Annotated in this window: 24 protein-coding genes and 1 tRNA gene; 16 read left to right on the top strand and 9 right to left on the bottom strand. The window is 64.1% G+C overall.

Going from position 1 to position 24,289, the window contains the following annotated elements:
• Window positions 1-34: 34 nt before the first annotated feature.
• Window positions 35-3,589: an indolepyruvate ferredoxin oxidoreductase family protein gene (locus tag C2862_RS18320; RefSeq protein WP_136221568.1), complete on the bottom strand. Its 3,555-nt coding sequence runs from the start codon at window positions 3,587-3,589 to the stop codon at window positions 35-37.
• 195 nt (window positions 3,590-3,784) lie between these two features.
• The gene (locus C2862_RS18315; protein ID WP_136221567.1) at window positions 3,785-4,717 is read right to left on the bottom strand and encodes a LysR family transcriptional regulator; all 933 of its coding nucleotides are present in this window, start codon (window positions 4,715-4,717) and stop codon (window positions 3,785-3,787) included.
• Between the two features lie 123 nt (window positions 4,718-4,840).
• Here C2862_RS18315 and C2862_RS18310 point away from each other — a divergent pair, with 123 nt between their 5' ends.
• The gene (locus C2862_RS18310) at window positions 4,841-6,061 is read left to right on the top strand and encodes an HD-GYP domain-containing protein (protein ID WP_136221566.1); all 1,221 of its coding nucleotides are present in this window, start codon (window positions 4,841-4,843) and stop codon (window positions 6,059-6,061) included.
• 6 nt (window positions 6,062-6,067) lie between these two features.
• Here the strand turns inward: C2862_RS18310 and C2862_RS18305 are convergent, their stop codons facing one another.
• On the bottom strand, window positions 6,068-7,108 hold the full coding sequence (locus tag C2862_RS18305; protein WP_136221565.1) for a GGDEF domain-containing protein: 1,041 nt from the start codon (window positions 7,106-7,108) through the stop codon (window positions 6,068-6,070).
• Window positions 7,109-7,460: 352 nt separating this feature from the next.
• On the opposite strand from C2862_RS18305, the gene C2862_RS18300 reads away from it, so the two are divergent.
• The 12 genes from C2862_RS18300 (at window position 7,461) to C2862_RS18245 (ending at window position 18,570) form a co-directional block, all read left to right on the top strand.
• Window positions 7,461-7,646 carry a Flp family type IVb pilin gene (locus C2862_RS18300; protein ID WP_136221564.1) on the top strand — a complete coding sequence of 62 codons (186 nt, stop codon included), beginning with the start codon at window positions 7,461-7,463 and terminating at the stop codon, window positions 7,644-7,646.
• Window positions 7,647-7,704: 58 nt separating this feature from the next.
• Entirely contained in the window at window positions 7,705-8,238 is a 534-nt protein-coding gene (locus C2862_RS18295; protein WP_136221563.1) for a prepilin peptidase, read from the top strand.
• A 102-nt stretch (window positions 8,239-8,340) separates the two neighbouring features.
• Entirely contained in the window at window positions 8,341-9,774 is a 1,434-nt protein-coding gene (locus C2862_RS18290) for an ATP-binding protein (protein ID WP_229467502.1), read from the top strand.
• On the top strand, window positions 9,771-10,631 hold the full coding sequence (gene cpaB / locus C2862_RS18285) for a Flp pilus assembly protein CpaB (protein WP_136221562.1): 861 nt from the start codon (window positions 9,771-9,773) through the stop codon (window positions 10,629-10,631). The genes C2862_RS18290 and cpaB overlap by 4 nt, the downstream gene beginning before the upstream one ends.
• A gap of 26 nt (window positions 10,632-10,657) precedes the next feature.
• Entirely contained in the window at window positions 10,658-12,193 is a 1,536-nt protein-coding gene (locus tag C2862_RS18280) for a type II and III secretion system protein family protein (protein ID WP_136221561.1), read from the top strand.
• A gap of 9 nt (window positions 12,194-12,202) precedes the next feature.
• Window positions 12,203-12,475 (top strand): hypothetical protein, encoded by a 273-nt coding sequence (locus C2862_RS18275; protein WP_136221560.1) that lies wholly within the window; start codon window positions 12,203-12,205, stop codon window positions 12,473-12,475.
• Between the two features lie 63 nt (window positions 12,476-12,538).
• A complete protein-coding gene (locus C2862_RS18270; RefSeq protein ID WP_136221559.1) occupies window positions 12,539-13,714 on the top strand; it encodes an AAA family ATPase in 1,176 nt (391 codons plus the stop codon).
• 11 nt (window positions 13,715-13,725) lie between these two features.
• The gene (locus C2862_RS18265; protein WP_136221558.1) at window positions 13,726-15,072 is read left to right on the top strand and encodes a CpaF family protein; all 1,347 of its coding nucleotides are present in this window, start codon (window positions 13,726-13,728) and stop codon (window positions 15,070-15,072) included.
• Window positions 15,073-15,105: 33 nt separating this feature from the next.
• Window positions 15,106-16,083, top strand: a complete 978-nt coding sequence (locus C2862_RS18260; RefSeq protein ID WP_136221557.1) for a type II secretion system F family protein — start codon at window positions 15,106-15,108, stop codon at window positions 16,081-16,083.
• Between the two features lie 9 nt (window positions 16,084-16,092).
• Window positions 16,093-17,031 carry a type II secretion system F family protein gene (locus C2862_RS18255; protein ID WP_136221556.1) on the top strand — a complete coding sequence of 313 codons (939 nt, stop codon included), beginning with the start codon at window positions 16,093-16,095 and terminating at the stop codon, window positions 17,029-17,031.
• 15 nt (window positions 17,032-17,046) lie between these two features.
• Window positions 17,047-18,165: a LytR C-terminal domain-containing protein gene (locus C2862_RS18250; RefSeq protein ID WP_136221555.1), complete on the top strand. Its 1,119-nt coding sequence runs from the start codon at window positions 17,047-17,049 to the stop codon at window positions 18,163-18,165.
• A 93-nt stretch (window positions 18,166-18,258) separates the two neighbouring features.
• On the top strand, window positions 18,259-18,570 hold the full coding sequence (locus C2862_RS18245; protein WP_136221554.1) for a BON domain-containing protein: 312 nt from the start codon (window positions 18,259-18,261) through the stop codon (window positions 18,568-18,570).
• A gap of 10 nt (window positions 18,571-18,580) precedes the next feature.
• On the opposite strand, the gene C2862_RS18240 is transcribed toward C2862_RS18245, so the two are convergent.
• The gene (locus C2862_RS18240; RefSeq protein ID WP_136221553.1) at window positions 18,581-19,348 is read right to left on the bottom strand and encodes a GIN domain-containing protein; all 768 of its coding nucleotides are present in this window, start codon (window positions 19,346-19,348) and stop codon (window positions 18,581-18,583) included.
• 121 nt (window positions 19,349-19,469) lie between these two features.
• A complete protein-coding gene (locus C2862_RS18235) occupies window positions 19,470-19,676 on the bottom strand; it encodes a hypothetical protein (protein ID WP_136221552.1) in 207 nt (68 codons plus the stop codon).
• Between the two features lie 391 nt (window positions 19,677-20,067).
• Here C2862_RS18235 and C2862_RS18230 point away from each other — a divergent pair, with 391 nt between their 5' ends.
• The 3 genes from C2862_RS18230 (at window position 20,068) to C2862_RS18220 (ending at window position 21,926) form a co-directional block, all read left to right on the top strand.
• A complete protein-coding gene (locus C2862_RS18230; RefSeq protein WP_136221551.1) occupies window positions 20,068-20,364 on the top strand; it encodes a hypothetical protein in 297 nt (98 codons plus the stop codon).
• A gap of 113 nt (window positions 20,365-20,477) precedes the next feature.
• Complete coding sequence (locus tag C2862_RS18225) at window positions 20,478-20,921, top strand: C39 family peptidase (protein ID WP_168710104.1); 444 nt, start codon at window positions 20,478-20,480, stop codon at window positions 20,919-20,921.
• Between the two features lie 15 nt (window positions 20,922-20,936).
• Complete coding sequence (locus tag C2862_RS18220) at window positions 20,937-21,926, top strand: transporter (protein WP_136221549.1); 990 nt, start codon at window positions 20,937-20,939, stop codon at window positions 21,924-21,926.
• A 75-nt stretch (window positions 21,927-22,001) separates the two neighbouring features.
• On the opposite strand, the gene C2862_RS18215 is transcribed toward C2862_RS18220, so the two are convergent.
• From C2862_RS18215 to C2862_RS18200, 4 genes are all read right to left on the bottom strand, one after another.
• Window positions 22,002-22,077, bottom strand: a tRNA-Thr gene (locus tag C2862_RS18215).
• 27 nt (window positions 22,078-22,104) lie between these two features.
• Window positions 22,105-22,587, bottom strand: a complete 483-nt coding sequence (locus C2862_RS18210) for a ClpXP protease specificity-enhancing factor (protein WP_136221548.1) — start codon at window positions 22,585-22,587, stop codon at window positions 22,105-22,107.
• Window positions 22,588-22,797: 210 nt separating this feature from the next.
• Window positions 22,798-23,409: a glutathione S-transferase N-terminal domain-containing protein gene (locus C2862_RS18205; protein WP_056342583.1), complete on the bottom strand. Its 612-nt coding sequence runs from the start codon at window positions 23,407-23,409 to the stop codon at window positions 22,798-22,800.
• A 96-nt stretch (window positions 23,410-23,505) separates the two neighbouring features.
• Complete coding sequence (locus tag C2862_RS18200) at window positions 23,506-24,267, bottom strand: cytochrome c1 (protein ID WP_136221547.1); 762 nt, start codon at window positions 24,265-24,267, stop codon at window positions 23,506-23,508.
• Between the last annotated feature and the right edge of the window lie 22 nt (window positions 24,268-24,289).

The following is a 24,289-nucleotide window of genomic DNA, read 5'->3' as shown; positions in this document are numbered from 1 at the left end:
GGAGTCCTGACTCCACGCGGTCCACCGTCAAAATCTACGCGGCGCGTTTTTTGACGTTGCCGCTGAGCAGCTCCGCCTTGCGAGCACGGAAGTTCTCGACCGCCTTTTCCTTCACATGGCCAAAGCCGCGGATCTGTTCCGGCAGATTCGCCAGCTCGACGGCGGTCGCATACGAGGCGCCGTTCAGCGCAGGCAGCAGCATGTCGATCATCTGGCGATACTCGACGATCAGCGCGCGCTCCATCTTGCGCTCGGCGGTGTGGCCGAACACGTCGAAGGCGCCGCCGCGCAGGCCTTTCAGCTTCGCCAGCACTTTGAAGGCGCCGAGCATCCACGAACCGAATTCCTTTTTCACGAGCTGGCCCTTGGCATCCTTCTTCGCGAACAGCGGTGGCGCCAGGTTGAACTTGAATTTGAAATCGCCTTCGAACTGCGACTTGACCTGCTCGAGGAAGCGGCCGTCGGTGTACAGGCGCGCCACTTCGTACTCGTCTTTGTAGGCCATCAGCTTGAAGTAGTACTTCGCTACCGCCATCGACAGTTTATTCCCGAGACCGGCCGCCGATTCGGCCGCGCGCACGCGCTCGACCAGTTCGGCGTACTGGCCGGCATAGGCCGCATCCTGGTAGCCGGTCAGGAAGTCGACGCGTTTCTTGATGACGGTGTCGAGGCTTTGCGGCATCTGCACCAGCACGGCCTGGGCCGGCGTCGCGGTCTTCTCGACGCGCTTGAAGTCGACGGCGGCGCGGCGGCCCCACATGAAACTCTTTTTGTTGGAGGCGACGGCGACGCCATTCAGTTCGATCGCGCGCATCAGCGCTGCTTCGGTCAAAGGAATGCGTCCCTTCTGCCAGGCATACCCCATCAGGAACAGGTTCGTTGCGATCGAGTCGCCCATCAGAGCAGTCGCCAGCTTGGTCGCATCGACGAAGTCGGCACCGTCGGCGCCGCCCACGGCTTCCACGATCAGGCCGCGCACATCCTCAGCTGGGAACTGCCAGTCGGCGTTCTGCGCGAAGGTGCCGGTCGGCTGCTCGTGCAGGTTGACGATGGCCAGCGTGCGGCCCGGACGCATTTTGGAAATCGCGTCGGCGGCGCCGGTGGTCAGCATGTCGCAGCCGAGGACCAGGTCCGCTTCGCCGGTAGCGATGCGCTGGGCGCGCAGGCGTTCAGGCGTCGCGGCGATTTTCACGTGCGAGGTGACGGAGCCGTTCTTCTGGCTCATGCCGGTCATGTCCAGCACCGATGCACCCTTCGCTTCCAGGTGCGCGGCCATGCCCATCAGGGCGCCGACGGTGATCACGCCGGTGCCGCCGATGCCGTTGATCAGGATGTTATAGGGGTGTTCGACCGAGGGCAGCACCGGCTCGGGCAGGGCGCCCCAGCCATCGTCGTCGCCCTTGGTGACGCCCGCTTTGCTCTTTTTCAGCGTGCCACCCTCGACGGTCACGAAGCTTGGACAAAAACCCTTGGTGCACGAATAGTCCTTGTTGCAGGACGACTGGTCGATGGTGCGCTTGCGGCCGAATTCCGTTTCCTTCGGCAGGATCGAGACGCAGTTCGACTGGATGCCGCAGTCGCCGCAGCCTTCGCAGACGGCTTCGTTGATGACCATGCGCTTCGGCAGGTCCGGGAATTCGCCCTTCTTGCGGCGGCGGCGCTTTTCGGCGGCGCAGGTCTGGTCGTAGATGATGACGGAGACGCCAGGCAGCTCGCGCAGTTCGCGCTGGATGTCGTCCATCTCCTTGCGGTCGTGCAGGGTGACCAGGGCAGGCAGGCTCGAGCGGTCGGCGTAGCGCGACAGGTCTTCGGTCACCAATGCGATGCGCTTCACGCCTTCGGCCGCCATCTGCTGGGCGATGTGCGGGACGGAGGTGGTGCCGTCGACCGGCTGGCCGCCGGTCATCGCGACTGCGTCGTTGTACAGGATTTTATAAGTGATGTTCACCTTGGCCGAGACCGCGGCGCGCACGGCCAGGTAGCCGGAATGGAAATAGGTGCCGTCGCCCAGGTTCTGGAACACGTGCGGCACTTTCGAGAACGCGGCCTGGCCGATCCAGGGCGCACCTTCCCCGCCCATGTGGGTGGTCAGCTTGTTCATCTCCGGGTAGATCGAGGTCGCCATCACGTGGCAGCCGATGCCGGCCAGCGCGAAGGAGCCGTCCGGCACCTTGGTCGAGGTGTTGTGCGGGCAGCCGGAGCAGTAGAAGGCTGGGCGGAAGGGCGTGGTGATCGCCTTTTGCAGCACGGCGTCCTTCGCGTCGAGGAAGGCCAGACGGGCCTTGATCAGGTCACGCGTGGTCTCATCCTGCACCAGGCGCGCGATGCGGCCGGCGATCACGCGTGCCACTTGCGCGACCGAGAAGTCGGCTTTCGGCGGCAGCAGCCAGTCGCCGCGCGGCGCGACCCATTCTCCCTTATCGTCGAACTTGCCGATGATGTGAGGACGTACATCGTCGCGCCAGTTATACAGCTGTTCCTTCAGCTGGTATTCGACGACTTGCCGCTTTTCTTCGACCACCAGGATCTCGTCCAGGCCCTGCGCGAATTCGCGCACGCCTTCCGGCTCCAGCGGCCAGATCATCGCGACCTTGAACAGGCGCAGGCCGACTTTCGCCGCCATCGCTTCGTCAATGCCCAGCTCCTCGAGCGCCTCCAGGACGTCCAGGTAGGATTTGCCGGAGGCGATGATGCCGAGCTTCGCGTTCGGGCTGTCGATCGTCGTGTGATTCAGTTTATTCTCGCGCGCATAGGCCAGCGCCGCGTAGATTTTGTAGTCCTGCATCAGCGCTTCCTGATTACGCGCCTGCTGGCCCAGCGGCACCGACGACAGCTTCGTATTCAGGCCGCCTTCCGGCATCGCGAAATCCTGCGGCAGTTTCACTTGCACGCGGTGCGGATTCGCGTCGACCGAGGCGCTCGATTCGACCGTGTCGGCCAGCGCTTTGAAGGCGACCGCGCAGCCCGAAAAGCGCGACATGGCCCAGCCGTGCACACCGAGATCCAGGTATTCCTGCACGTTGCAGGGGTAGAGCACGGGGATCATGCAGGCCGAGAAGATGTGGTCCGACTGGTGCGGCAGGGTCGACGAATAGGCGCCGTGGTCGTCGCCGGCCACCAGCAGCACGCCGCCGTTCTTGGCCGTGCCGGCATGGTTCATGTGTTTAAAGACGTCGCCGCAACGGTCGACCCCCGGGCCTTTGCCGTACCACATGGCGAACACGCCGTCGTATTTCGTCGGGCCGATCAGGTCAACCGTTTGCGTGCCCCAGACGGCGGTCGCGGCGAGATCTTCGTTCACGCCGGGTACGAACTGCACGTGGCTCGCTTCCAGGTGGCCTTTCGCCTTCCACAGGGTTTCGTCCAGGCCGCCCAGCGGCGAGCCGCGGTAGCCGGAGACGAAGCCGGCAGTATTTAATCCAGCGGCGCCGTCGCGCTCGCGCTGCATCATCGGCAGGCGCACCAGGGCCTGGATGCCCGACAGGAAGATGTTGCCCGACTTCGCGGTGTATTTGTCGTCGAGGGTGACGGTGGTGAGGCGGGACGGGACGAGATCCTGCGCGGTTTGCGGCGCGACGGTATCGGGCATGACGGACTCCTTTTGTAATCGGTATGGCCCCGCTTGATGCTCGGCGCCGGGTAGGCGCGGATCGAAGGCGGGGAAAGGTCGCGGTAGCGACATGCCCGATCAACAGCGGTTCACCGGGCGCGAGGAGTGTATGAGCTTCCCGTCAGCAGGGGAAATAGGGATTGCGGATAGGGGTATAAGAAAAACTGATAGCAGTTATTCACGCAATTGCGCGCCCGGCCAGCCGCCATTTGCGCACAGCATTTCGGTGACCTGGCGCACCAGGCGGCTGATCGCGGCAGCCGCATTCGTCAGGGGGATATTGCGCGAGGCGCAGAGGGTGACGCTGCGCCGGATCGCCGGGTTGTCGATCGGGACCGCGGCCAGCAGGCCGCTGTCGATTTCGGCACGCAAGGGGGCCAGCGGCAGCAGGGTCGCGCCCATGTCGGCCAGCAGGGCGGATTTCAGGATAGCGATTGAATTGATTTCGATCAGTTTGCTCAGCGCCAGGCCGGCACCGGCCGCCGCCTGCTCGATCAACGGCCGCACGCCGTGCTGCTGGGCCGGCAGGATCAGGGTGGTGCCGAGCGCCGTGCCCAGGGTAATGGCCGGTTCCTGCGGTTTCAGGGCGGAGTCGGCGCGGCAGATGTACATCAGGTCTTCCTCGACCAGGGGCGTGGCCTCGAAGCCGCCGAGCTGGCCGTCGTCGAACAGGACGGCCAGGTTCAGGCGGCCCGATTTCAGCTGTTCGATCAGGTTGCCCGAGATTTCCTCGGTCAGTTGCAGCGTGATTTCCGGGTAGGTCGCACGCGCGGCGGTGAGCAGGGGTAAGGCAAGGGCGCCCGAAATGCTGTGCGGCAGGCCGAGGGTGACGCTGCCGGAGGGACGCGTGGTCGACTGGGTGACGGCCGAGCGGGCGTCGGCCACCTGCTTCAGGATGGCCTGGGCGTGCTCATAAAACACCTTGCCGGCATCGGTGCTGAGGACGCCATGGGCGGAGCGGTGCAGCAATTGGGCGCCGAGTTCTTCCTCGAGCTGGCGCAGCTGCTGGGTCAGCGCCGGCTGGGCCACGTGCAAGACCAGCGCCGCACGGGACAGCGAGCCGTGGTCGACGATGGCGACGAAATAGCGGAGTTGTCGTAATTCCATGAAGAACTAATTTGTGTCTAGTTGCAACACATGAATGACGAAAAGTTTATGTACGGAAATGTCCTTGATATACTGCATGGTCCCGCCGCGGTGGCGGAGATTAACATATCGCTGGATCGTTGCATGCTTAAGAAAATCGACTCCTCCCAGCTGCGCGTGGGCATGGCTATCCACGACCTCGACTGCGGGTGGATGGAACATCCGTTCGTTCGTGCCAAATTCGTCCTCAGCAGCATGGACGAAATCCGCAAGATCACCAAGGCCGGCATCCGTAACGTCATCATCGACTGCTCGAAGGGGCTCGATGTGAAGGAAGCGCCGACCCTGGCCGAAGCCCAGGCCAAGACCGAGGCCGAGGTGACCGCCATCGCCAGCAAACCCGTCAAACCGGTGCGCGCCTCGCTTGGCGACGAGATCCAGCGTGCAGTCGGCATCCGGCGCCAGGCCGTGAACCTGGTGCGCACGGTGATGCAGGATGCACGCCTGGGCAAGGCGGTCGAGATGGAAAACGTCTCGCCGGTGGTGACCAGTATCACCGAATCGATCCTGCGCAATTCCGGTGCCTTGCTCAGCCTGATGCGCATCAAGACCAAGGACGACTACACCTTCCTGCATTCGGTCAGCGTGTGCACCTTGCTGGTCGCCTTCTGCCGTTCGCGCGGCATGGACGAGGAGACGATCTACCAGGCCGGCATCGGCGGCCTGCTGCATGACACGGGCAAGGCGCTGGTGCCGGACAGCATCCTGAACAAGCCGGGACGCCTGACCGACGAGGAATTCGCGATCATCAAGAAGCATCCGCGCGACGGTTACGACATCCTGCGTCAGACCCCGGAGATCGGCGCGATTCCGCTCGACATCACGCTGCACCACCACGAGCGGCGCGACGGCAGCGGCTATCCGGAAATGCAGAACGAATCCGAGATTTCCGAACTGGCGCAGATGGCGGCGATCGTCGACGTCTACGATGCGATCACCTCGGACCGCTGCTATCACAAGGGCATGTCGGCGGCCGACGCGCTGCGCAAGATCTATGAGTGGAGCAAGTTCCACTTCAATCCGGCGCTGGCCCAGGAATTCATGCGCTGCGTCGGCATCTATCCGGTTGGCACGATGGTGATGCTGGAGTCGGGGCGCCTGGGCGTGGTGGTGGAGCCGCACGAAACCAACCTGCTCACACCAAAGGTCAACGTGTTCTTCAACACCAAGAAAGAGATCTATATTCGCCCGGAGCTGCTCGACCTGTCGCGTTCGCTGGGCTTCGGCGGTGGCGACAAGATCGTGCGCCATGAGTCGCCCGAGAAGTGGCGCGTCGATCCAAATAAATTCCTGCTGGTTCCCTGAAAACGACTAGAAGAATTCGGCGGTGTCGTTCGTCGTCACCGTCTGCAGCAAGCCGCGCTCGACCAGTTCGTTGTAATGACAGACCTGGTTGCGGCCGTGGGTCTTGGCATAGTAGAGGGCCTGGTCGGCGTGGCCGAGTGTGACGACCGGTGAATCGTAGGGGCTGAGGCTCACGAAACCGATGCTCACCGTCACCTTGCCAACCTGCGGGAACTGGTAGCTCTCGACATTGGTGCGGAAGCGGTCGATGATACGGCGCGCATGCTCGAGCGTCGTCGAGCGCAGCAGGACCACGAATTCTTCGCCGCCGAAACGGAACACCCGGTCCTGGGCCCGGAACGAGGCCTGCAACTGGTTCGCGATCAGGATCAGCACTTCATCGCCGTACAGGTGGCCGAAGGTGTCGTTCACCATCTTGAAGTGGTCGACGTCGACCACGGCCAGCCATCCCTTCTTTTCTCCCTGACTGCAACGCCGCTCGGGCTGGCCCGGCAGCGGCGGCTCCGGCTCGGCCGGCGCTTGCAGGATGCGCGCCAGCTGGTCTTCGAAGGTTTTGCGGTTGAGGAGGCCGGTCAGCGAATCGCGTTCGCTGTAGTCCAGCAAATTCTGGAAATTGCGGTAGACCCCGATGATGCCCGTAATCGTGTGAATGATGGCGGCATGGTAGGGCGCCTCGCGCACGATTTCGAGGCAGGTGGTGGCCTTGTCGCCGAACCAGATCGGCAGCCACAGGGTACGTTTGCAGCCTGGACCGCAGGCTTCGGCGCTGGCCTCGTGGCGCGCCAGGCAGGCTGTCAGCTCCGGATAATTGTCGAGCGGCTCACCAGGCGAGGCGCCGTCATGCAGGTCTTCGACGCGGGGCGTGTCCCCTTCGTTGATGCTGGCGCGGACCCGTATGTATTGGCGTCCGCCGAATGTGGAGATGGATAACACCCGCGTCTGCGCGGCGGCGGCCAGTTCCTGCACTGCCGCCACCACTGAGATGTCGAGCATCGCATGGTCGCGGTGGCCGGTCATGTCCACCATGTGTTTCAGAAGGGAATCCATGTCATTCTCAGAAATGTAATCAACCCGCCACAGCTACTCCGAGGGGCGCGCAAGCGCCTGAATTTCCTAAGAGCAAGCGAAACAGCATAATCTCTTTTTGTTATCTAAGCAATATTTGCGCTGCTTTTTTTGGCGTTTTCGGTCCACACGAAGGTGTGTGTACGACCTGGATCAAAGTTCCACCTGAGAAACTAATTCCCCTAAGAAAGCTTGCTCACAGTCAACTTACTGTGGAGCATCATCTTTTATAGTGAACTCACTGCAACGGAAACGACAAAGCACTAGCGGCAGAGTCAGGGGAATTTTCCCACCGTTGCAGGTTGTTCTTATAAACCACCATATGGAGTTTCTCATGAAAACGATCTTTACCGCTGTGCAAGCTTTCATGGCTGACGAAGACGGCGTTACTGCCATTGAGTACGGCCTGATCGCTGCATTGGTTGGTGTTGGTGTCGCCGTCGCCGCAGAAGCACTCGGTGACGGAATCAGCGCTACGTTCACTAACGTAACGACTCGACTGGCCAACGCCATCAAGTAATCATTGAGTTAACCCTCCGGACTATGATCCGGAGGGTTTTTTTTATGGTGGATCGATCATGCCTATCTCGATCTGGCTCGATTTGTTGTTGATTTTCCTGGTTGTCAGTACGGCCATTACCGATTTGGCGATACGCAAAATCCCGAATTTGTTTCTCTTGCTTGCATGGTGCGCAGCACTTGGACTGCGCCTGTACGACACGGCGCCGGCCAGCGCCCTCGGTGCCGCGCTTGGCGGTGCAGTCGTCGGTTTTGCCCTATTCCTGCCCTTGTATCTGGTACGCGGCATGGCTGCCGGCGATGTCAAGCTGATGGCAACCGTTGGTTTGTTCCTGGGCCCGGTCGAAGCGGCGCATGCCTGCATCCTGACCTGGTGCGTAGGCGGCGCCATGGCCCTGCTGATGATCCTGTTCACGCGGCGCTGGGCAGATGCTTACGTCAACTTGCGTCACTTGCTCCTTTCAATGCTGTTACGAACCGGGCCGCCTGCCCCGGGAACGGCGATGGTACGGCCGAGTGCCGGTGCGATGCCGTATGGACTTGCCATTGCCATCAGCACGCTCTGGTTGTTATCACAAAAGCAAATTACCTGACGGTGGCCGCTTGCTGCGCCTCAATGGGCAGGAAGACCCGGTCGCTAGAATGAATTCAATATTCCAGGGGAATGTGCCCTTGTGAATGTAAGGAGAAAGATCATGAGTGACACGCTGTCTTTCGCAGCGTCTGCGGCGGTTTTCGGTACGGCATCGAGCGCGCCTGCAAGGCCGCCGGCTGACCCGGAGATCACCGCGGTCCTGCCGCGCCAGCCGAGGACGGTCAGCGACACCGGGCTCAACAAGCGCCTGCTGGCAGCCTTGTTACTCAAAACCTTGCACGCGACCGGCCGCGCCCCATTGCCATTACTAGCCGGAAAACTCCGCCTGTCCGTCAGCGTGCTGCGCGAAGTGCTGAATGCCATGACAGCCGAGCAGCAAGTCGAGGTGGCCTGGTCGGGTGACTCGGACATCGACTTGCAATACCAGTTGACCGCTATTGGCGAACGCGTCGCGCTCGAGCGTCTGGCGGAATGTGCTTATGTCGGGCCGGCGCCGGTGACGCTCGCTGCTTACCATGCCATGGTCGAGCGTCAGTCCCTGCGCCCCCTGACGCCGCGGCGCGCCAGCGCGCACGGGGCGTCGGCCTGTCCGATACGCCATCTGGCGCCGGCCGAGCTGGCCGCCGCCTTGGCCGAAGACGGCCTGGATCCGGCCTTGCGCGAACTGCTGGGCGCTGCCCTGCAGGCGCAACGCCCACTGCTTCTGCATGGCCCTAGCGGTGCCGGCAAGACCACGCTGGCGCGCAAGCTGGCGCGCCTGCTGCCGGGCTCGGTTGCGGTGCCTTACGCGATCCTGATCGGCGAGCGGATCGTTTCCTTCCACGATCCGCTGCGTCATCCCACCCCGCTACCGCTGGGCCGTCAGCAGGAAGAACGACGCAGCTGCGATGCACGCTGGACCGTCTGCCAGCGTCCGTTGGTGCACGTCGGCGCGGAACTCGATGCATCCATGCTGACGCTGCATATCGACGCCGTCAGCGGGATTCACCGTGCTCCGCTGCAGCTGCAGGCCAACAACGGCATCCTCGTGCTCGATGATCTCGGACGTGGGAAGATGCCGCCGGCCGAGCTGCTTGCGGCCTGGCTCGGCATGCTCGACGGCGCCCCCGCGCGCCTGGCGGCGGGCGCACATGGCGAGAGCATGCCCTTCGACGCGATGCTCGTGCTCGTCACTAACCAGGCGCCAGCCAGCGTCTTCGATGCCGCCTTCCTGCGCCGCATCGCCTACCGCATCGGCCTCGGAGCGCTTGCCGAACCGGCCTATCGCAGCCTCCTGCGCCGCGCCGGCAGGCTGCACGGCATCGACTGCGACGAGGCCGTGATCGATCACCTGATCACGCGCCTGCACCGTGCCGCCAGCACGCCGCTGCTGGCCTGCTATCCGCACGAGCTGATCGGCCGTGTGCTCGATTTCGCCGGCTTTGCCGGCACCGAACCCCGCCTGACGATCGCTGCCCTGGAGCAGGCGTGGAGCAGCATGTGCACCAGCGGCAGCGCCCCGGCCTCGTGCCACGTCGCAGGAATGGAACCATGAAAAACAAGCGCGCCCTTGTCGTGATGGCCGTTGCCATCCTGTTCGGCCTGACGGCCGTGATCCTCGCTTCGCGCTGGCTGCTGTTGCAGCCGACGACCAGCGCCGGGCATATCGTGGTGGCCGCATCCGACATCAACCTCGGCCAGCGCCTGACACCGGAGATGCTCAAGCTGGCCGAGTGGCCCGCCGACAGCATGCCGAAGGGCGCCTTTACCGACCCGGCGAAGCTCGCCGGCCGGGTGCTCAAGAGCAGTCTGCTGGGCGGCGAACCGGTCAGCGAAGCGAAGCTGGCGCCGGCCGGTACGCTGGGAGGATTGTCGGCCCTGATCACCGAAGGCAAGCGCGCGATCACGGTACGGGTCAACGACGTCATCGGCGTGGCCGGCTTTGCCCTGCCGGGGAACTATGTCGACATCATCGTCAGCACCGCAAAGGATCCGGCTCCTGGAAGCAACGCCCGCGAACAAAGCATTTCGAAGATCGTCCTCGAACGCATCCTGGTGCTGGCGGTGGCGCAGGAAGTCAACCGCGATGAAACCAAGCCGCGCGTAGTGAACGCCGTCACGCTCGAAGTCACACCGGAACAGGCCGAAAAACTCGACCTGGCGCGCAGCGTCGGTACGTTGTCGCTGGCGCTACGCAACCAGGTCGATCCGCAATCGGCGCAGACCGAGGGCGCAACCAAGCTGACCTTGCTGCCGGTGGCGGCCTCCGGCGTCAAGCCGGCCATGCCGAAGCCGGTTCCCGTGGTGCGCCGTCCCGAGAAGCCCGTCGTGCACCGGGTTTCCACGCCTCCGGTGCGCCGCAACTGCGTCACCGTCATCAACGGTCTGCATTCCTCGCAAGAGTGCCTCTGATCCCCCTTACCGTGTCAGGTGAAATCATGAACACCAGTTCACAACCGTCCGGCTCCCCGATTCATCCACGCGCCGGCCTGCTGTCCCTGCTGCGCCAGTGCGCGCTGGGCGGCGCTGTCCTGGCGCTGGCGGGCGCCGCCCATGCCGCCCGTCCGAATCCGCAGGCCGAGGCAGCGCCCGCGGCCGGCGAGCGTGCCGGCGCCGGGCCGCGCTGCAGCGGCGAGGCCGCGCGTCCGGCCCAGGTCGCGCTGCAGATGGGGAAATCGACCCTGATGCGCCTGCCGGAAGCGGTCCAGAACCGCAGTGTCGGCAATCCCGAGGTCGTGCAGGCGATGCTGGTATCGCCGGACACGATGTACATCGCCGGCGTCGACGTCGGCACCACCAACATGATCGTGCAAGGCCGCAGTGGCCTGTGCAGCGTGCTCGATATCACGGTTTCGATGGACCCCAGCGCGCTGCAGGCGACGCTGGCCGCCGTCATGCCCGAGGAGAAGGACATCCGCGTGCTGGCGGCCGCCGATTCGCTGGTACTGACCGGGACCGTGTCCGACGCGTCGGTCGTCGCCCGCGCGGCCGAGCTGGCGAGTGCCTACGTGCGCCGCCCGCTGCGCCCGCTGGGAGCGGTGCAGAAGGACCTGACGCCGACCGCGCCCAGCGCCGTCGGCAACGGCAGCGGCCTGCGTCTCGTGAACATGCTGAGCGTCGCCGCCCCGCAGCAGGTGCAGCTCGAAGTGAAGGTGGCCGAAGTGTCGAAGAGCCTGCTCGAACGGCTGGAAGGGGGGACCAGCTGGACCTTCGGCTCGGGCAGCTGGGCTGCCGCGGTGGCGGCGAACTTCCTGAGCGGCACGGCGAAGGGCGGCCTGGGCGCACAGAAATCGAACGGCAACGGTTTTGCGGTCGACGCCCAGACGCAGGACAGCCTGGTGCGCGTGCTGGCCGAGCCGAACGTCATGGCGATCAGCGGCCAGGAGGGCAGTTTCCTCGCCGGCGGCAAGTTTTATATTCCGGTCTCGCAGGATAACAACCGCATCACGCTGGAAGAGAAGGAATTCGGCGTCGGCCTGCGCTTCACGCCGACGGTGCTCGGCGGCGGCCGCATCAACCTGCGTGTCGCGCCCGAAGTGTCGGAGCTGTCGCGTGAAGGGATCGGCATCAACGCCGCCGGCATTAACAGCACGGCGATCCTGCCCGTCGTGACGACCCGCCGTGCCAGCACCACGGTGCAGCTGTACGACGGCCAGAGCTTCGCCATTGGTGGCCTGATCAAGAACAACCTGGTGACCAGCCTGAAAGGCTTGCCGGTGCTGGGCGAGGTGCCTGTGCTCGGTGCGCTGTTTCGCAGCACCGACTTCCAGCAGGACCGCAGCGAGCTCGTTTTCGTGATCACGGCGCGCCTGGTCAAGCCACTGACGGCGACCGGCTACAAGCTGCCGACCGATGGGGTGGATGCGCCCTCGCGTGCCGCCCTGATGCTCGGCGGGCGTCTCGAAAGCGCGGCCAAGCTGCCCGAGCCGACCGCGCGCACGGGCCAGAGCGTCGACGGATTCCAACTCAAATAGGAGGCGGCAATGACGACCAGGACTATCGCAGGCATCGTGGCGCTGTTGCTGCTGCAAGGCTGCTCGACCGCTCCACGTTTCGAACAGAACTTCGGCGCCTCGGTGCGGGCCAATGTCGCCGCACAGACGATCGACCCGCGCGGCGCGGCCAACGCCAACCCCGCAGCGGGGATCGACGGGCCGGCGGCACGCGCGGCGCACGAGCGCTACCAGCAATCGTTCATCCAACCCGGCAGCGCGGCGAGTGCGCCGCTGCTCAATACGCTCGGCAGCGTAAAGTAAGCCGAGCGGCGCCGGCCACCATCCCTTCATCGTTTACCAGCCCAGTGCTCCACGAGGACCGTCATGAAAGCCCTTTTGATCAGCCGCGACAGCTTGCTGTTTGCCGAGCTCGCCTCCCAGGGCGCGGCACGCGTGCCGCCGCTGAATGTGGCCAACAGCCGCGTCTCGATGCGCGAAGCCCTGGACCGGCCGCTGGGAGAAGCGCCGGGCCTGGTGATCGTCGATGCCGGTGAAGGCAGGCCAGACGATGCCGACCTGCTCGAACGGATGGCGCGCCAGTATCCGGAAGCGCAGTTCATGCTGCTCACCAGCCAGCACCAGCCGGAGTTCCTGATCCGCGCAATGCGTGCCGGCGTGCGCGAAGTGCTGCAGCTGCCGCTCGTGCATCGCGCCTTCCACGAAGCGATGGATCGCATCGCCACGGCGGCCGGCGTGGCAGGACTACGCGACGGCAAGGTGCTCGCCTTCATTTCCTGCAAAGGCGGCAGCGGCGCGACTTTTATTTCGACTAACTTCGGTTACGCGCTGGCTACGCTGGCCGAAAAGAAGGTCCTGCTGATCGACCTGCACGGCCAGTTCGGCGACGCGGCCCTGTACGTCTCGGACCAGAAGCCGGGCATGACGCTGTCCGACGTGTGCGAGCAGATTGCGCGCATCGACGGCCCCTTCCTGGACTCCTGCCTGGTGCACGTCACGCGCGGCTTCGGCGTCTTGCCTGCGGCCGACGACCCGTCGCAGGCGAAGGAAGCCAAGCCGGAGCACATCGATGCCATCTTGCGTGTCGCGCGCCAGCATTACGACTACATCTTGCTCGATGTCGGACGCCAGATCGATGCCGTCTCGCTGCGCGCGCTCGACAGCACTGACACGATTTATCCGGTGCTGCAGCTGGCGCTGCCCGACATCCGCGATGCGCGCCGCCTGCTCGATATCTTCCGATCGCTCGGCTACCCGCTGGAGACGATCCGCCTGATCGTCAACCGCTACGAGAAGGGCGGCCGCCTGCGCCTGCCCGACCTGCATGCGGCGCTCGGTTGCGAGGTCGTGCATACCGTGCCGAACGATTACGTCGCTGTCACCGACTCGGTCAACCAGGGCGTCCCGGTGCTCGAGCTGTCGCGCACGAGCGCGGCCGCGCGCAGCCTGGCCGATCTGGTGGAACTGGTCACCGCACGGCGCGCCCCTGAATCCCGCGGCTTGCTCGATCGCCTGTTCGGGCGCGGCGAAGCCGACTATTAAAGGAGATTCCCATGTCCCTGCGTGAACGCCTTGCCATCTCGGACGATAACCGCAAGGCCGGCGCCTTGCCTGCCGAAGCCGGCAACGGGGCCTATCAGGAACTGAAGAAGATGATGCACCAGATGATCCTCGACCGGATCGACCTGGAGCGACTGAAGCGCCTGACCGCCGAGCAGTTCAAGCACGAGCTGGCCCTGCTCATCCAGCGCATCATCGAAGAGGAGCGCATCGTCCTCAACCAGCACGAGCGCCACAACCTGGTGCTCGACATCCAGCACGAGATGCTCGGCTTCGGGCCGCTGGAGCCGTTGCTGAACGACCCGAGCGTCTCCGACATCCTGGTCAACACGGCCAGCCGGGTCTACGTCGAGCGCCGCGGCAAGCTGGAGCTGACCGACATCAGCTTCCACGACAACGCCCACCTGATGAAGATCATCGAGAAGATCGTCTCGCGCGTGGGCCGCCGCGTCGACGAATCGAGCCCGATGGTCGACGCCCGCCTGCCGGACGGCTCGCGCGTGAATGCGATCATCCCGCCGCTGGCCGTGGACGGCCCGATCCTGTCGATCCGCCGCTTCGGCGCGACCCCGCTGACGGTGCAGAACCTGCTCGACTACAAAAGCATGACGCCGCCGATGATCAAGGTGTTGCAAGGCCTGGGCATCGCCAAGATCAACATCCTGATCTCGGGCGGCACCGGCAGCGGCAAGACCACCTTGCTCAACCTGCTGTCGGGCTTCATCCCCACCAACGAACGCCTCGTCACGATCGAAGACGCGGCCGAACTGCAGCTGCGCCAGCCGCACGTGGTGCGCCTCGAGACACGCCCGGCCAACATCGAGGGCAGGGGCGAAGTCACCCAGCGCGCGCTGGTCAAGAACGCGCTGCGGATGCGTCCGGACCGCATCATTCTCGGCGAAGTACGCGGCGCCGAGGCGCTCGACATGCTGCAGGCGATGAACACCGGCCACGAAGGCTCGCTCGCGACCATCCACTCGAACACGCCGCGCGACGCCTTGTCGCGGCTGGAAAACATGGTGGGCATGGCGGGCGCGAACCTGACCCCGCGCGCCATTCGCCAGCAGATCTGCTCGGCGGTGACGGTGGTGGTGCAGGCTTCGCGCCTGATCGACGGCTGCCGCAAGGTGGTCAGCCTGCAGGAAATCACCGGCATGGAAGGCGACATCATCTCAATGCAGGAAATCTTCCGCTTCGAGCAGACCGGTGTCGATCGCGACGGCAAGGTGCTGGGCCATTTCTCGGCGACCGGCGTGCGTCCGCGCTTTGCCGACCGCCTCAAGATGTACGGCGCCGAGATCCCGGACGACACCTTCGATCCCGACCGCATTTACCAATGAACCCGCAGGCCTTGCCTGCAGTGGAGCCGCGCAATGGACCTGCTCTTCTACAGCTTTACCGTCTTCCTGTTTGCCGCCGTGATCCTGCTGATCGAGGGCGTCTATCTGTGGTGGTCGAGCACGTACGGCAAAGCGGCCCAGCGCATCGCGCGCCGCCTGCAGGTCATGTCGGGCGGGAGCGGACGTTCCGGCGAACGCATCTCGATTCTCAAGCAGCGCCGCTTCAGCATTCACGATGGCTTTGACCGCTTGCTGCACGGGATCGCGCCGCTCCACAAGATCGACGCGTTGCTGATTCAGGCCGGCAGCGCGTTGACGGTAGAGCGCTTTCTCGGCTGTTCGCTGGCAGCCTTTCTGCTGGCCTTGGCGGCAAGCAGCCTGCGGCCCTTGCCGTTCGCGCTGCGCCTGATGGTGGCGCTGCCGGCGCTGCTCCTGCCGTATATCCTGATCCGGCGCGCACGCACGCGGCGCCTGTGCCGCATCGAACAACAGTTGCCCGACGCCACCGATTTCATCGCCCGCGCGCTGCGGGCTGGTCACTCGTTTACCAACGTGCTGCAGATTGTCGGCAACGAACTGCCCGAGCCGCTGAGCAGGGAGTTCCGCATCGCGCGCGAGGAAATCAACTACGGGGTGCCGATGGGCGAAGCCCTGCACAACATGGCGGAGCGCATTCCGCTCACCGACCTGCGCTACCTGATCATCGCCGTGCTGATCCAGCGCGAGTCGGGCGGCAACCTGGCCGAAATTCTCGGCAACATCAGCACCATCATCCGCAGCCGCCTGAAATTGGTGGCCCAGGTGCGCGTGCTGTCGGCCGAGGGCCGCATGTCGGCGTGGATACTCGGCTTGCTGCCTTTTGCCGTGCTGGTGATCCTGTCCCTGGCCGCGCCGAACTATGTCAGCCTGCTTTGGACGGACCCGAGCGGTATGCGCTTGCTGTACTACGCGGCCGGCATGATCCTGTTCGGCGTTCTCTGGCTGCGCAAGCTCATCCGAATCCGTATCTGAGGAGCCGCAATGAATGCTGCACAATTTTCATTCCTGCTGATCGTCTTCGGCATCGTCTGCGCGCTGGCCTGGCTGGCGATGATCCTGTTCGCGCCGGAAGCCCTGCGCACCCGCTTGCGCCGCTTCATCGGCAAGTCCGACACCACCCAGCTCGAATCCGACGGCTGGGTCGAGCGGGTCGCCAAGGTGAGCCAGCCGTTGACCAAGCTGTCGATTCCGGAAGAGGGATGGGAAAAGTCGGCGCTGCGCACCCGCTTCATGAATGCGGGCTGGCGCAATCCGTTCGCGCCGACGCTGTTCTTTGCCGCGAAGACGGCACTGGCGCTGTTCGGGCCGGCCGTGATCGGCCTGCTGGTGGCGACTGCCGTGATGACGCTGTCCGGCATCAAGCTCCTGTTCCTGCTGCTGCTGGCCGCGTCGGTCGGCTACTACCTGCCGAATGTCAGCCTGAACCATATCGCACGGCGCCGCCAGCGCGAAATCTTCGAGACCCTGCCGGACGCCTTGGACCTGCTCACGGTCTGCGTCGAGGCTGGATTGAGCCTGGAACGGGCGTTCGTGAAAGTGGCGGGCGAGATCCATATCAAAAGCGTCACGCTGGCGCAGGAACTCCAATTGGTCCTGATGGAAATGCGTGCCGGTTTTAGCAAGGAAAAAGCCTTGCGCAATTTCGCCCTGCGTAGCGGCGTCAACGACGTCGACACTCTGGTTGCCATGCTGATCCAGTCCGAGCGCTTCGGCACCAGCGTTGGCGATTCGCTGCGTGTCTACTCGGAGAACCTGCGCACCAAGCGGCGCCTGCTGGCCGAGGAGTGCGCCGCCAAGATTGGCCTGAAACTGCTGTTTCCGCTCATCTTTTGTATTTTCCCGACGCTCTTGATGGTCCTGCTGGGCCCGGCTGGTATCCAGCTCGGCCGCACCCTGGCCGCCGTCAGTGGCGCCCGTTGAATCGAGGAGACGTTCATGCACGCCCGCCGCATTCTCAAACAAATCCCGGTGTTGTGTACCGGCGCGCTCTTGCTCGCATGTGCCGACGTCGCGCGCCAGCCCGATGCCGCGCCTGCCCTGGATGCCGACCGCGCCTACGACCAGGGACGCGAGCTGCATCTGGCCGGCCGCCACGACGAAGCGATTGCCGCCTACCGCATGGCGCTGTCCGCCACGCCGGGCCACGTGCGTGCGCGCAACGCACTGGCTGCCGCCTACGCGCGCCAGGGCGATGTCGCCCGCGCCATTCCGATCTGGCGCGCCCTCACCGATGAACTGCGCCCGGGCAGCGGACCCGACGGCGCCTACCTGTTCGCCAACCTCGGCTATGCCTATTTGCTGGGCGGTGATTTTCAGAACGCAGTGACTGCGCTGGAAAAAGCCTGCGTCCTCGATCCGCTCGATCACCGTGCCTGGAACAACCTGGGCGAAAGCCTGCGCCGCCTCGGCCAGGAAAAGAGGGCGGCCCTGATGTTTCGCCAGGCCGAGGCGCTGCGCCAGCACGACTTCCGGGGCGATTATTTAGCGGCCGGCGGCACGGCAGTGGCTGCGATCGAAGCGGCAGTAGCCGCGCCGGCGCGCCCCGACACCGGCTGGGCCGCAACCGAGGTGCGCACCGCCGCCGACGGCACCCTGGAACTGCTGCGCCTGCCGGCACGCGCCACCCTGGCCCAGAGCGCGCCGCCGCCCGAGCCGGCTCCCCAGGCGCCGCGCACACGGCCCGACCTCGTGCTGCTGGAGATTCGAAACGGTAACGGCGTCACCGGCATGGCCCGCACGCTGTCGCACCAGATCGTGGGCGACGGCCTGCAGGTGACGCGGCTGAGCAATGAAAAAGGTTTTCAGGTGCGCCGTACCCGGATCGAACACCACGCGGACTTTCGCGCCGCAGCCGAACGGCTGGCGCAGCGTCTCGGCAGCGGTGGACGCGGGCGCTTCGAAGCCGTCCAGGTCGTCCAGGTCGACAATTGCAAGCCAAGCGATATGCGCCTGGTGCTCGGCCAGGACTTGGCACGCGGGCAACTCGTACTGCGCGCGGCGCCGGCAGCGCAGCAAGTCCTGGCGCAGGCTGAACTGCCTGACAAGGCGCCGTGACCGTTCCTGGCCGGGCACCTTTGTTCGGTATCAAACACTGTCGATGCGCGCGCCCGAAAATGAAGCGATCTTCTTCATCACGGGAGCGTTGCCATGAACATTGCACAGCGTTTCATTTCGGTGTTCGCCGCCTTCATGGTGTTCTTGCTGGTCGGCTGCGCGTCGACCGGTACACGCGAAGGCACCGGTGAATACATCGACGACACCGTCATCACCAGCAAGGTCAAGGCCGCCTTCGCGGCCGACCCCACCGTCAAAGCCACCGAAGTGAAGGTGGAAACCTTCAAGGGCACGGTGCAATTGAGCGGCTTCGTCGAGTCGCGCGAGAGCGCCCAGAAGGCGGTGCAGCTCGCGCGTGAGGTCAAGGGCGTGAAGGAGGTGCGCAACAACACCGTCCTGAAATAGCCGGCTGGGTTCAGCGCCAGCTTACATGGCCCATGCCGCCCGTCGTGGCATTGCGCTGCGCCGGCTTGCCATAGACGGTGGCCGAGCCCATGCCGCTCAGGTTGAGGCTGGCCGCCGAGCTGGCATACACGGTTGCGCCGCCGAGGCCGCTCATGTCGAGATCAACGGTTTCGGCGCGCAGCTTTTCCGCGTCCAGGTTGCCGATTCCCGCGAGCGTCGCGCGCAGTGCGCGCGTCTGGCCGGTCACGGCAAGCTGGCCGGCACCGCGCAAGGCGAGATCCATCCGCTCGGCCTTGGCCGTATCGATGCTCAGGCTGCCGACACCGCCGAGGCGGGCATCCACAGTGCGGTAGTTGCCATTGAGTTTGACGGCGCCCGCTCCATCCAGCGAGACGACGATCTTGTCTCCGCTGAAACCGCTGACCGTGCTGGCGCCCACGCCACCCGACACGAATTCGGCCAGGTTCGGCACGACCAGCTCGGCGCGCAGCTGCGCATGGCGCTCGAACGACCCGTTATTGCGGCGTTCGGTATCGATCTGCAGCGTCTCTCCTTGCTGGCGCGTCGTCACGCGCGCGACATCGGCGCGCTCTCCCGAAATGACCAGCGAGGGCGTGGCGCCCTGGCGCACGACAAGGTCGGTCACGCCCTCGAGCTTGACGCGGGTGACGCGCGCATCGACAGGGCGCGCTTCGCGCACGAGGTCGGCTGCCAGCGCGGCGCTTGCGCTCAAGCCCAGGGCCGAGGCGAGTAAGGTGGTGCCAAGCAATTTGTTCATGGTTGTCTCCGTCGATTTGATGACGCCACTATAGGAGGCGGGATCGGCGGCGGCGCGTGCCGTGCGACGGGCTGCGCAATGGGCGGAATGAAATGCCAAAACCAGCACGCCGCACGAGCGATCAACGACGCAGGGCTCGCCTGACCAGCACGCCTGCGCCTGCAAGCGAAAGGACCACCACCGCCAGCGCCACCCAGCCCTCGTATGCGTGAATCAGGTGCGGCGTATCGCCCTCGCTGGCCTGGGCGGGGGCCGCGCCGAAGCTGGCGGCAAGGATGGCAAGGAGGATTGCAGCGATCGGTACGAGACGGCGCAGGAAGCGGGGCATGGCAACTCCTCAATTGAATGGACGGGGCGGCGCTGGCAAGCGCGCGCTGGCTGGACTGCAGGCCGCATGGACAGCCTCCTCACCAAGCAATAACTCAGCAAGAAGCATGCCGTTCATCTGCCCTCTATTAAGCATGTGCGCGCGGTAAAAAATGCACCCAGGCAGTGCGCCGGCTGCGGCGTGTCCCGGGATGGGGCGCCAGCATCGCGCACCGCGCCTCGGCAGGCGCTGCGCCCTGGCACGCGTGCCCATGAGCGGATCCGATGCACTTTGCCGAGTGCGCTGAGCCTAGCGCAGGCCTGTCCCGTTTGACCTCAATCAAACGCTTTGCAGCTCCACGTCCCATCTTGAACCTCTCGCCTACGGGCGATTTTTAAAAGGAGGGCGCATCATGTTGAAACAACTTACTGCAGGCATCGCACTGGCATCAGTTGTCGTCTTGCCGGCCCTGGGCGCACCGGTGCGCATGTCAAGCGCACAACTGGACGACGTGGTGGCCGGCACCGACTGCACCTGCGGCTGCCCGGAACCTACCGGGAAGGGCAACAATGGCTGGGGCAACGGTTCGGACCCGAGCAATCCGGGCAGCGACAACGGCGGTACTGCGCCGTCGAAGACCGCCAATGACAACCTGCCGCCGGGACAGAACCGGCCGAACACCAACCCGACCGGTTCGTCCGGACGATGAGCCATGCTCATGGGGGCGGGTCCTTGACCCGCCTTGTGCTCCTATCCCGGTATTCTTGGGCGCTGGGACTGGCCGTTCTGCTGGGCTCGAACCCCGTATGGGCCGAGCGTCCAGTGCGCTCGCTGCTCGAAATCCGGCACGAAGCACTGTTTCCTCAGCGTTGGGACAACAGTTGCGGTGCAGCCACCCTGGCGACCGTGCTGCGTTACTACAAGGGCGTATCCACCAACGAGGAAGCCGTCGCCCGCGGCATGCTGCGCCAGACCGATCCCTTGCGAGTACGCGTACGGGGCGGCTTCTCGCTGCTGGACATGCAGCGCTACCTGACCAGGCTCGGGTTCCAGGGAGAGGGCTACATGAACATGACGCTTGCCGACCTGGCCGAGCGGGTGCCGATGATCGTGCCCATCACCATGAATGGCTATGCCCATTTCGTCGTCGTGCGCCGGGTTGGCCCGACCGGCATCAATATCGGCGATCCCAGTTTCGGGAATTATGAAATGGCTCAATCCGCTTTCGCCGAGAAATGGTCAGGCATCGGATTCGGCATCCAATAAACCAATGGGAATACCATGAACAAATTGACGGCCGGCGCCTTCCTGTTTGGCGCCGCAACGGCGTGCTGCGCCCAGAGCGACGAGGACTTGCGGCGCAAGATCGCCGAGCAGGCGGCCACGATCGAACGCCAGCAGCAACGCATCCAGGTACTGGAACGTGCCCTGACACCGGCGCGCGTCGCCACCGGTGCGCTTGCCGACACGGCGCCGGAAGATGCCGCCGCCGAAAGCAATCGCGCGCTCGAACGCGCCCTGGTGCGGGAACGGGCCTCAGTGCTCTCGTCGGGCACGGTCGAAGTCGAACCGAACTTCGTCGCCTCGCACAGTTCCGGCGATGGCGGGTTTCGCCGCAACTCCTTCGGCCCGGGCCTGACCCTGCGCGCAGGCCTGCCCGGCCGTTCGCAGCTCGAGGCCAGCGTGCCCTATGTGTTCGAAAGGATCAGCAACGGCAACCAGTCGACGCACTCCGATGGCGTCGGCGACTTGTCGCTGGCGGCCTCGCACCAGTTCATGGCCGAGACGGAGAAGTTACCGAGCCTGGTCGGCAATCTCGGCTACCAGGCCGCCACCGGACGCAACACCAGCTACGAGCAGGGCCCCTTGGTCGCGTTGGGCGGCGGCTTTCCTTCGCTACAAGTCTCGGCCAGCGCCACCAAACGCCTCGATCCGCTGGTGTTCTTCGGCAGCCTGAGTGCCACCCGCTACCGCGCGCGTGAAAAAGGTGGTTTTCATGTCCGCCCCGGCAATATCTATGGCCTGCGCTTCGGTACCGCGCTGGCGACGGCACCCGCCACCTCACTGCGCACCGCCGTCAGCCTGAATTGGCTCGACACGACCCGGATCGATGGCGCACCGGTGCCGACCGATGACGTCAACGCGTTTCTCGAACTGGGCGGCTCGGCCGTCCTGACGCCGTCGACCGCCATCGACATCCTGTTCGCCGCGGGCCTGACGCGCAACACGCCGGACTTTCGCCTGATGGTGTCGGTACCGGTCCGGTTCTGAATAGCGGCGCCAGCCCTGAAAAACAAAAATGCCTTACGCGCAGTGCACGTAAGGCATGTGATGTTTGCTGCTGTCTGGTGCCGGCTGCCGGTTTCGAACTGGCCACCTGATGATTACAAATCAACTGCTCTACCAAATGAGCTAAGCCGGCGTAATCTGTACGGCAAGAATTATAACGCTATTTAATCCTGGTCAGCGTTGGGCGGCCGCCTTTTTTCGGGGGCTCATCGCCGTCGTCGGGCGAATGCGACACCTCCGTCGTTGGCGCGTCGCTGGTGGCAGCAGGCACGGCGGACAGGCTCGGTGCGCTCGTCGTTTCTTCCTCGGCAGCGGCCATGTCGGCTGCGGTGGTGCTGACGTCGAAGGCCATACCCTGGCCGTTTTCGTTGGCGTAGATCGCCAACACGTTTTGCACCGGCACATAGATTTCGCGCGAGACACCGGCGAAACGGGCGCGGAAGTGGATCGCGTCATTGTCCATCTTGAGGCCGGACGTCGCGCCATAGCTGATGTTCAGGATGATCTCGCCCTTTTTCACGTATTCCATTGGAACCGTCGTGGCCGCATCGACCTTTACCGCGAGATAGGGCGTGAAACCGCTGTCGGTGCACCATTCATACAGGGCGCGCAGCAAATAGGGCTTGGTGGAAATGTCGGGCATGTGCAGATGAGAGTAACAATGATCCGGCGATATCGGCGAACTGATACGCCAACGCAGCCACATGTAACAGGCAGCAGGTCGTGCGCGCCATCGCATGTGAAACGTATCGATGCAAGTGGCCAGCTTACTGCGCTTTGCCAAACGGCGGCGCAACACTGGCATGAAAAACCGAGGTCCATGCCGCACCTGGCGGCATGGACCGGACACTGCTTAGCGGCGCATGACCTTTTCCGACGGCGTCAGCGCTTCGATGTAGGCCGGACGCGAGAAGATGCGCTCGGCGTATTTCATCAGCGGTGCAGCGGTCTTCGACAGTTCGATGCCGTAGTGGTCCAGACGCCACAGCAGCGGTGCGATCGCCACGTCGAGCATCGAGAATTCGTCGCCCAGCATGTACTTGTTCTTCAGGAACAGCGGCGCCAGCGTCGTCAGGCGGTCGCGGATTTCGGCGCGCGCCTTGTCGTGGGCTTTTTCGTTCGTCTTGTTGCGGTCGCTTTCCAGCACGTGCACGTGAACGAACAGTTCCTTCTCGAAGTTGAACAGCATCAGGCGGGCACGGGCGCGCATCAGCGGATCGGCCGGCATCAGCTGCGGGTGCGGGAAGCGCTCGTCGATGTACTCGTTGATGATGTTCGATTCGTACAGGATCAGTTCGCGCTCGACCAGGATCGGAACCTGGCCGTACGGATTCATCGTCGAAATGTCTTCCGGCTTGTTGAACAGGTCGACGTCGCGCACTTCGAAATCCATGCCTTTTTCGAACAGAACGAGGCGGCAGCGTTGGGAGAACGGGCACGTGGTGCCAGAGTAGAGAACCATCATGGTTGGCGTTCCTTAAGAAACAAAGGGGCGAGCGCCGAGCGACTCACCCCGAATAATAATTGCCCGTATTATAGCCAAGCGGGCAATGAAAACGAATTACTTCAGATCTTTCCAGTAGGACGCGTTCAGTCGCCAGGCCAGGAAAGCAAATACTGACAGGAAAATTAGCACGATAGCACCAAGTTTCTTGCGCGTTCCTTGCGCTGGCTCAGCCATCCAGCTGAGGTAGGCAACCAGGTCGGCCGTCGCGATGTCGAAGTCGGTGGCGGACATCGATCCCGGGGCGACTTGCTCCCAGCCGGCAAACTTGTGGATCTTCTTGCCGGCGTCGTGCGGATCGGTTTCCTCGACCATTTTCGGGGCCCGTACGCCCTGCAGCTGCCACATCACGTGCGGCATCGCCACGTTCGGCACCACCATGTTGTTCCAGCCGGTCGGGCGGGTGTCGTCCTTGTAGAAGGTGCGCAGGTAGGTGTACAGGTAGTCGGCGCCGCTGCCCGCCGGCGACGATTTTGCACGTGCGATCACCGACAGGTCCGGCGGCACCGCGCCGAACCAGGCCTTGGCATCGGCCGGACGCATCGCGGTCGTCATCAGCTCGCCGACTTTGTCGGCAGAGAACAACAGATTGGTCTTGATCTGCTCGTCCGTCAGGCCGATGTCGCGCAGGCGGTTGTAACGCATGGCCGATGCCGAGTGGCAATTCAGGCAATAGTTGACGAACAGCTTGGCGCCGTTTTGCAGCGATGCCATGTCGCTGCGTTCCGGTGCGCGGTCGAGCGGGAAGCCGCCTTCGCTTGCGAATACCAGTCCCGGCACCAGCGCCAGGACCGCAAACAGTTTTTTTGTAAAGTTCATGGTTGTCCTTAAGCTTGGGTCC

It is taken from the genome of Massilia sp. Mn16-1_5, from assembly GCF_004798585.1.
Lineage (GTDB): Bacteria > Pseudomonadota > Gammaproteobacteria > Burkholderiales > Burkholderiaceae_D > Telluria.
This window is presented reverse-complemented; position numbering and strand designations above follow the sequence as displayed.

Excerpts from the sequence above, each read along its gene's own strand:
- C2862_RS18210 (WP_136221548.1), bottom strand. The coding sequence starts at position 22,587 with ATGCCCGACATTTCCACCAAGCCCTATTTGCTGCGCGCCCTGTATGAA.
- C2862_RS18295 (WP_136221563.1), top strand. The coding sequence starts at position 7,705 with ATGCCTATCTCGATCTGGCTCGATTTGTTGTTGATTTTCCTGGTTGTC.
- C2862_RS18320 (WP_136221568.1), bottom strand. The coding sequence starts at position 3,589 with ATGCCCGATACCGTCGCGCCGCAAACCGCGCAGGATCTCGTCCCGTCC.
- C2862_RS18280 (WP_136221561.1), top strand. The coding sequence starts at position 10,658 with ATGAACACCAGTTCACAACCGTCCGGCTCCCCGATTCATCCACGCGCC.
- C2862_RS18255 (WP_136221556.1), top strand. The coding sequence starts at position 16,093 with ATGAATGCTGCACAATTTTCATTCCTGCTGATCGTCTTCGGCATCGTC.
- C2862_RS18250 (WP_136221555.1), top strand. The coding sequence starts at position 17,047 with ATGCACGCCCGCCGCATTCTCAAACAAATCCCGGTGTTGTGTACCGGC.
- C2862_RS18200 (WP_136221547.1), bottom strand. The coding sequence starts at position 24,267 with ATGAACTTTACAAAAAAACTGTTTGCGGTCCTGGCGCTGGTGCCGGGA.
- C2862_RS18265 (WP_136221558.1), top strand. The coding sequence starts at position 13,726 with ATGTCCCTGCGTGAACGCCTTGCCATCTCGGACGATAACCGCAAGGCC.
- C2862_RS18205 (WP_056342583.1), bottom strand. The coding sequence starts at position 23,409 with ATGATGGTTCTCTACTCTGGCACCACGTGCCCGTTCTCCCAACGCTGC.
- C2862_RS18315 (WP_136221567.1), bottom strand. The coding sequence starts at position 4,717 with ATGGAATTACGACAACTCCGCTATTTCGTCGCCATCGTCGACCACGGC.
- C2862_RS18235 (WP_136221552.1), bottom strand. The coding sequence starts at position 19,676 with ATGCCCCGCTTCCTGCGCCGTCTCGTACCGATCGCTGCAATCCTCCTT.
- C2862_RS18290 (WP_229467502.1), top strand. The coding sequence starts at position 8,341 with ATGAGTGACACGCTGTCTTTCGCAGCGTCTGCGGCGGTTTTCGGTACG.
- C2862_RS18270 (WP_136221559.1), top strand. The coding sequence starts at position 12,539 with ATGAAAGCCCTTTTGATCAGCCGCGACAGCTTGCTGTTTGCCGAGCTC.
- C2862_RS18220 (WP_136221549.1), top strand. The coding sequence starts at position 20,937 with ATGAACAAATTGACGGCCGGCGCCTTCCTGTTTGGCGCCGCAACGGCG.
- C2862_RS18245 (WP_136221554.1), top strand. The coding sequence starts at position 18,259 with ATGAACATTGCACAGCGTTTCATTTCGGTGTTCGCCGCCTTCATGGTG.
- cpaB (WP_136221562.1), top strand. The coding sequence starts at position 9,771 with ATGAAAAACAAGCGCGCCCTTGTCGTGATGGCCGTTGCCATCCTGTTC.
- C2862_RS18300 (WP_136221564.1), top strand. The coding sequence starts at position 7,461 with ATGAAAACGATCTTTACCGCTGTGCAAGCTTTCATGGCTGACGAAGAC.
- C2862_RS18240 (WP_136221553.1), bottom strand. The coding sequence starts at position 19,348 with ATGAACAAATTGCTTGGCACCACCTTACTCGCCTCGGCCCTGGGCTTG.
- C2862_RS18305 (WP_136221565.1), bottom strand. The coding sequence starts at position 7,108 with ATGGATTCCCTTCTGAAACACATGGTGGACATGACCGGCCACCGCGAC.
- C2862_RS18260 (WP_136221557.1), top strand. The coding sequence starts at position 15,106 with ATGGACCTGCTCTTCTACAGCTTTACCGTCTTCCTGTTTGCCGCCGTG.
- C2862_RS18230 (WP_136221551.1), top strand. The coding sequence starts at position 20,068 with ATGTTGAAACAACTTACTGCAGGCATCGCACTGGCATCAGTTGTCGTC.
- C2862_RS18275 (WP_136221560.1), top strand. The coding sequence starts at position 12,203 with ATGACGACCAGGACTATCGCAGGCATCGTGGCGCTGTTGCTGCTGCAA.
- C2862_RS18310 (WP_136221566.1), top strand. The coding sequence starts at position 4,841 with ATGCTTAAGAAAATCGACTCCTCCCAGCTGCGCGTGGGCATGGCTATC.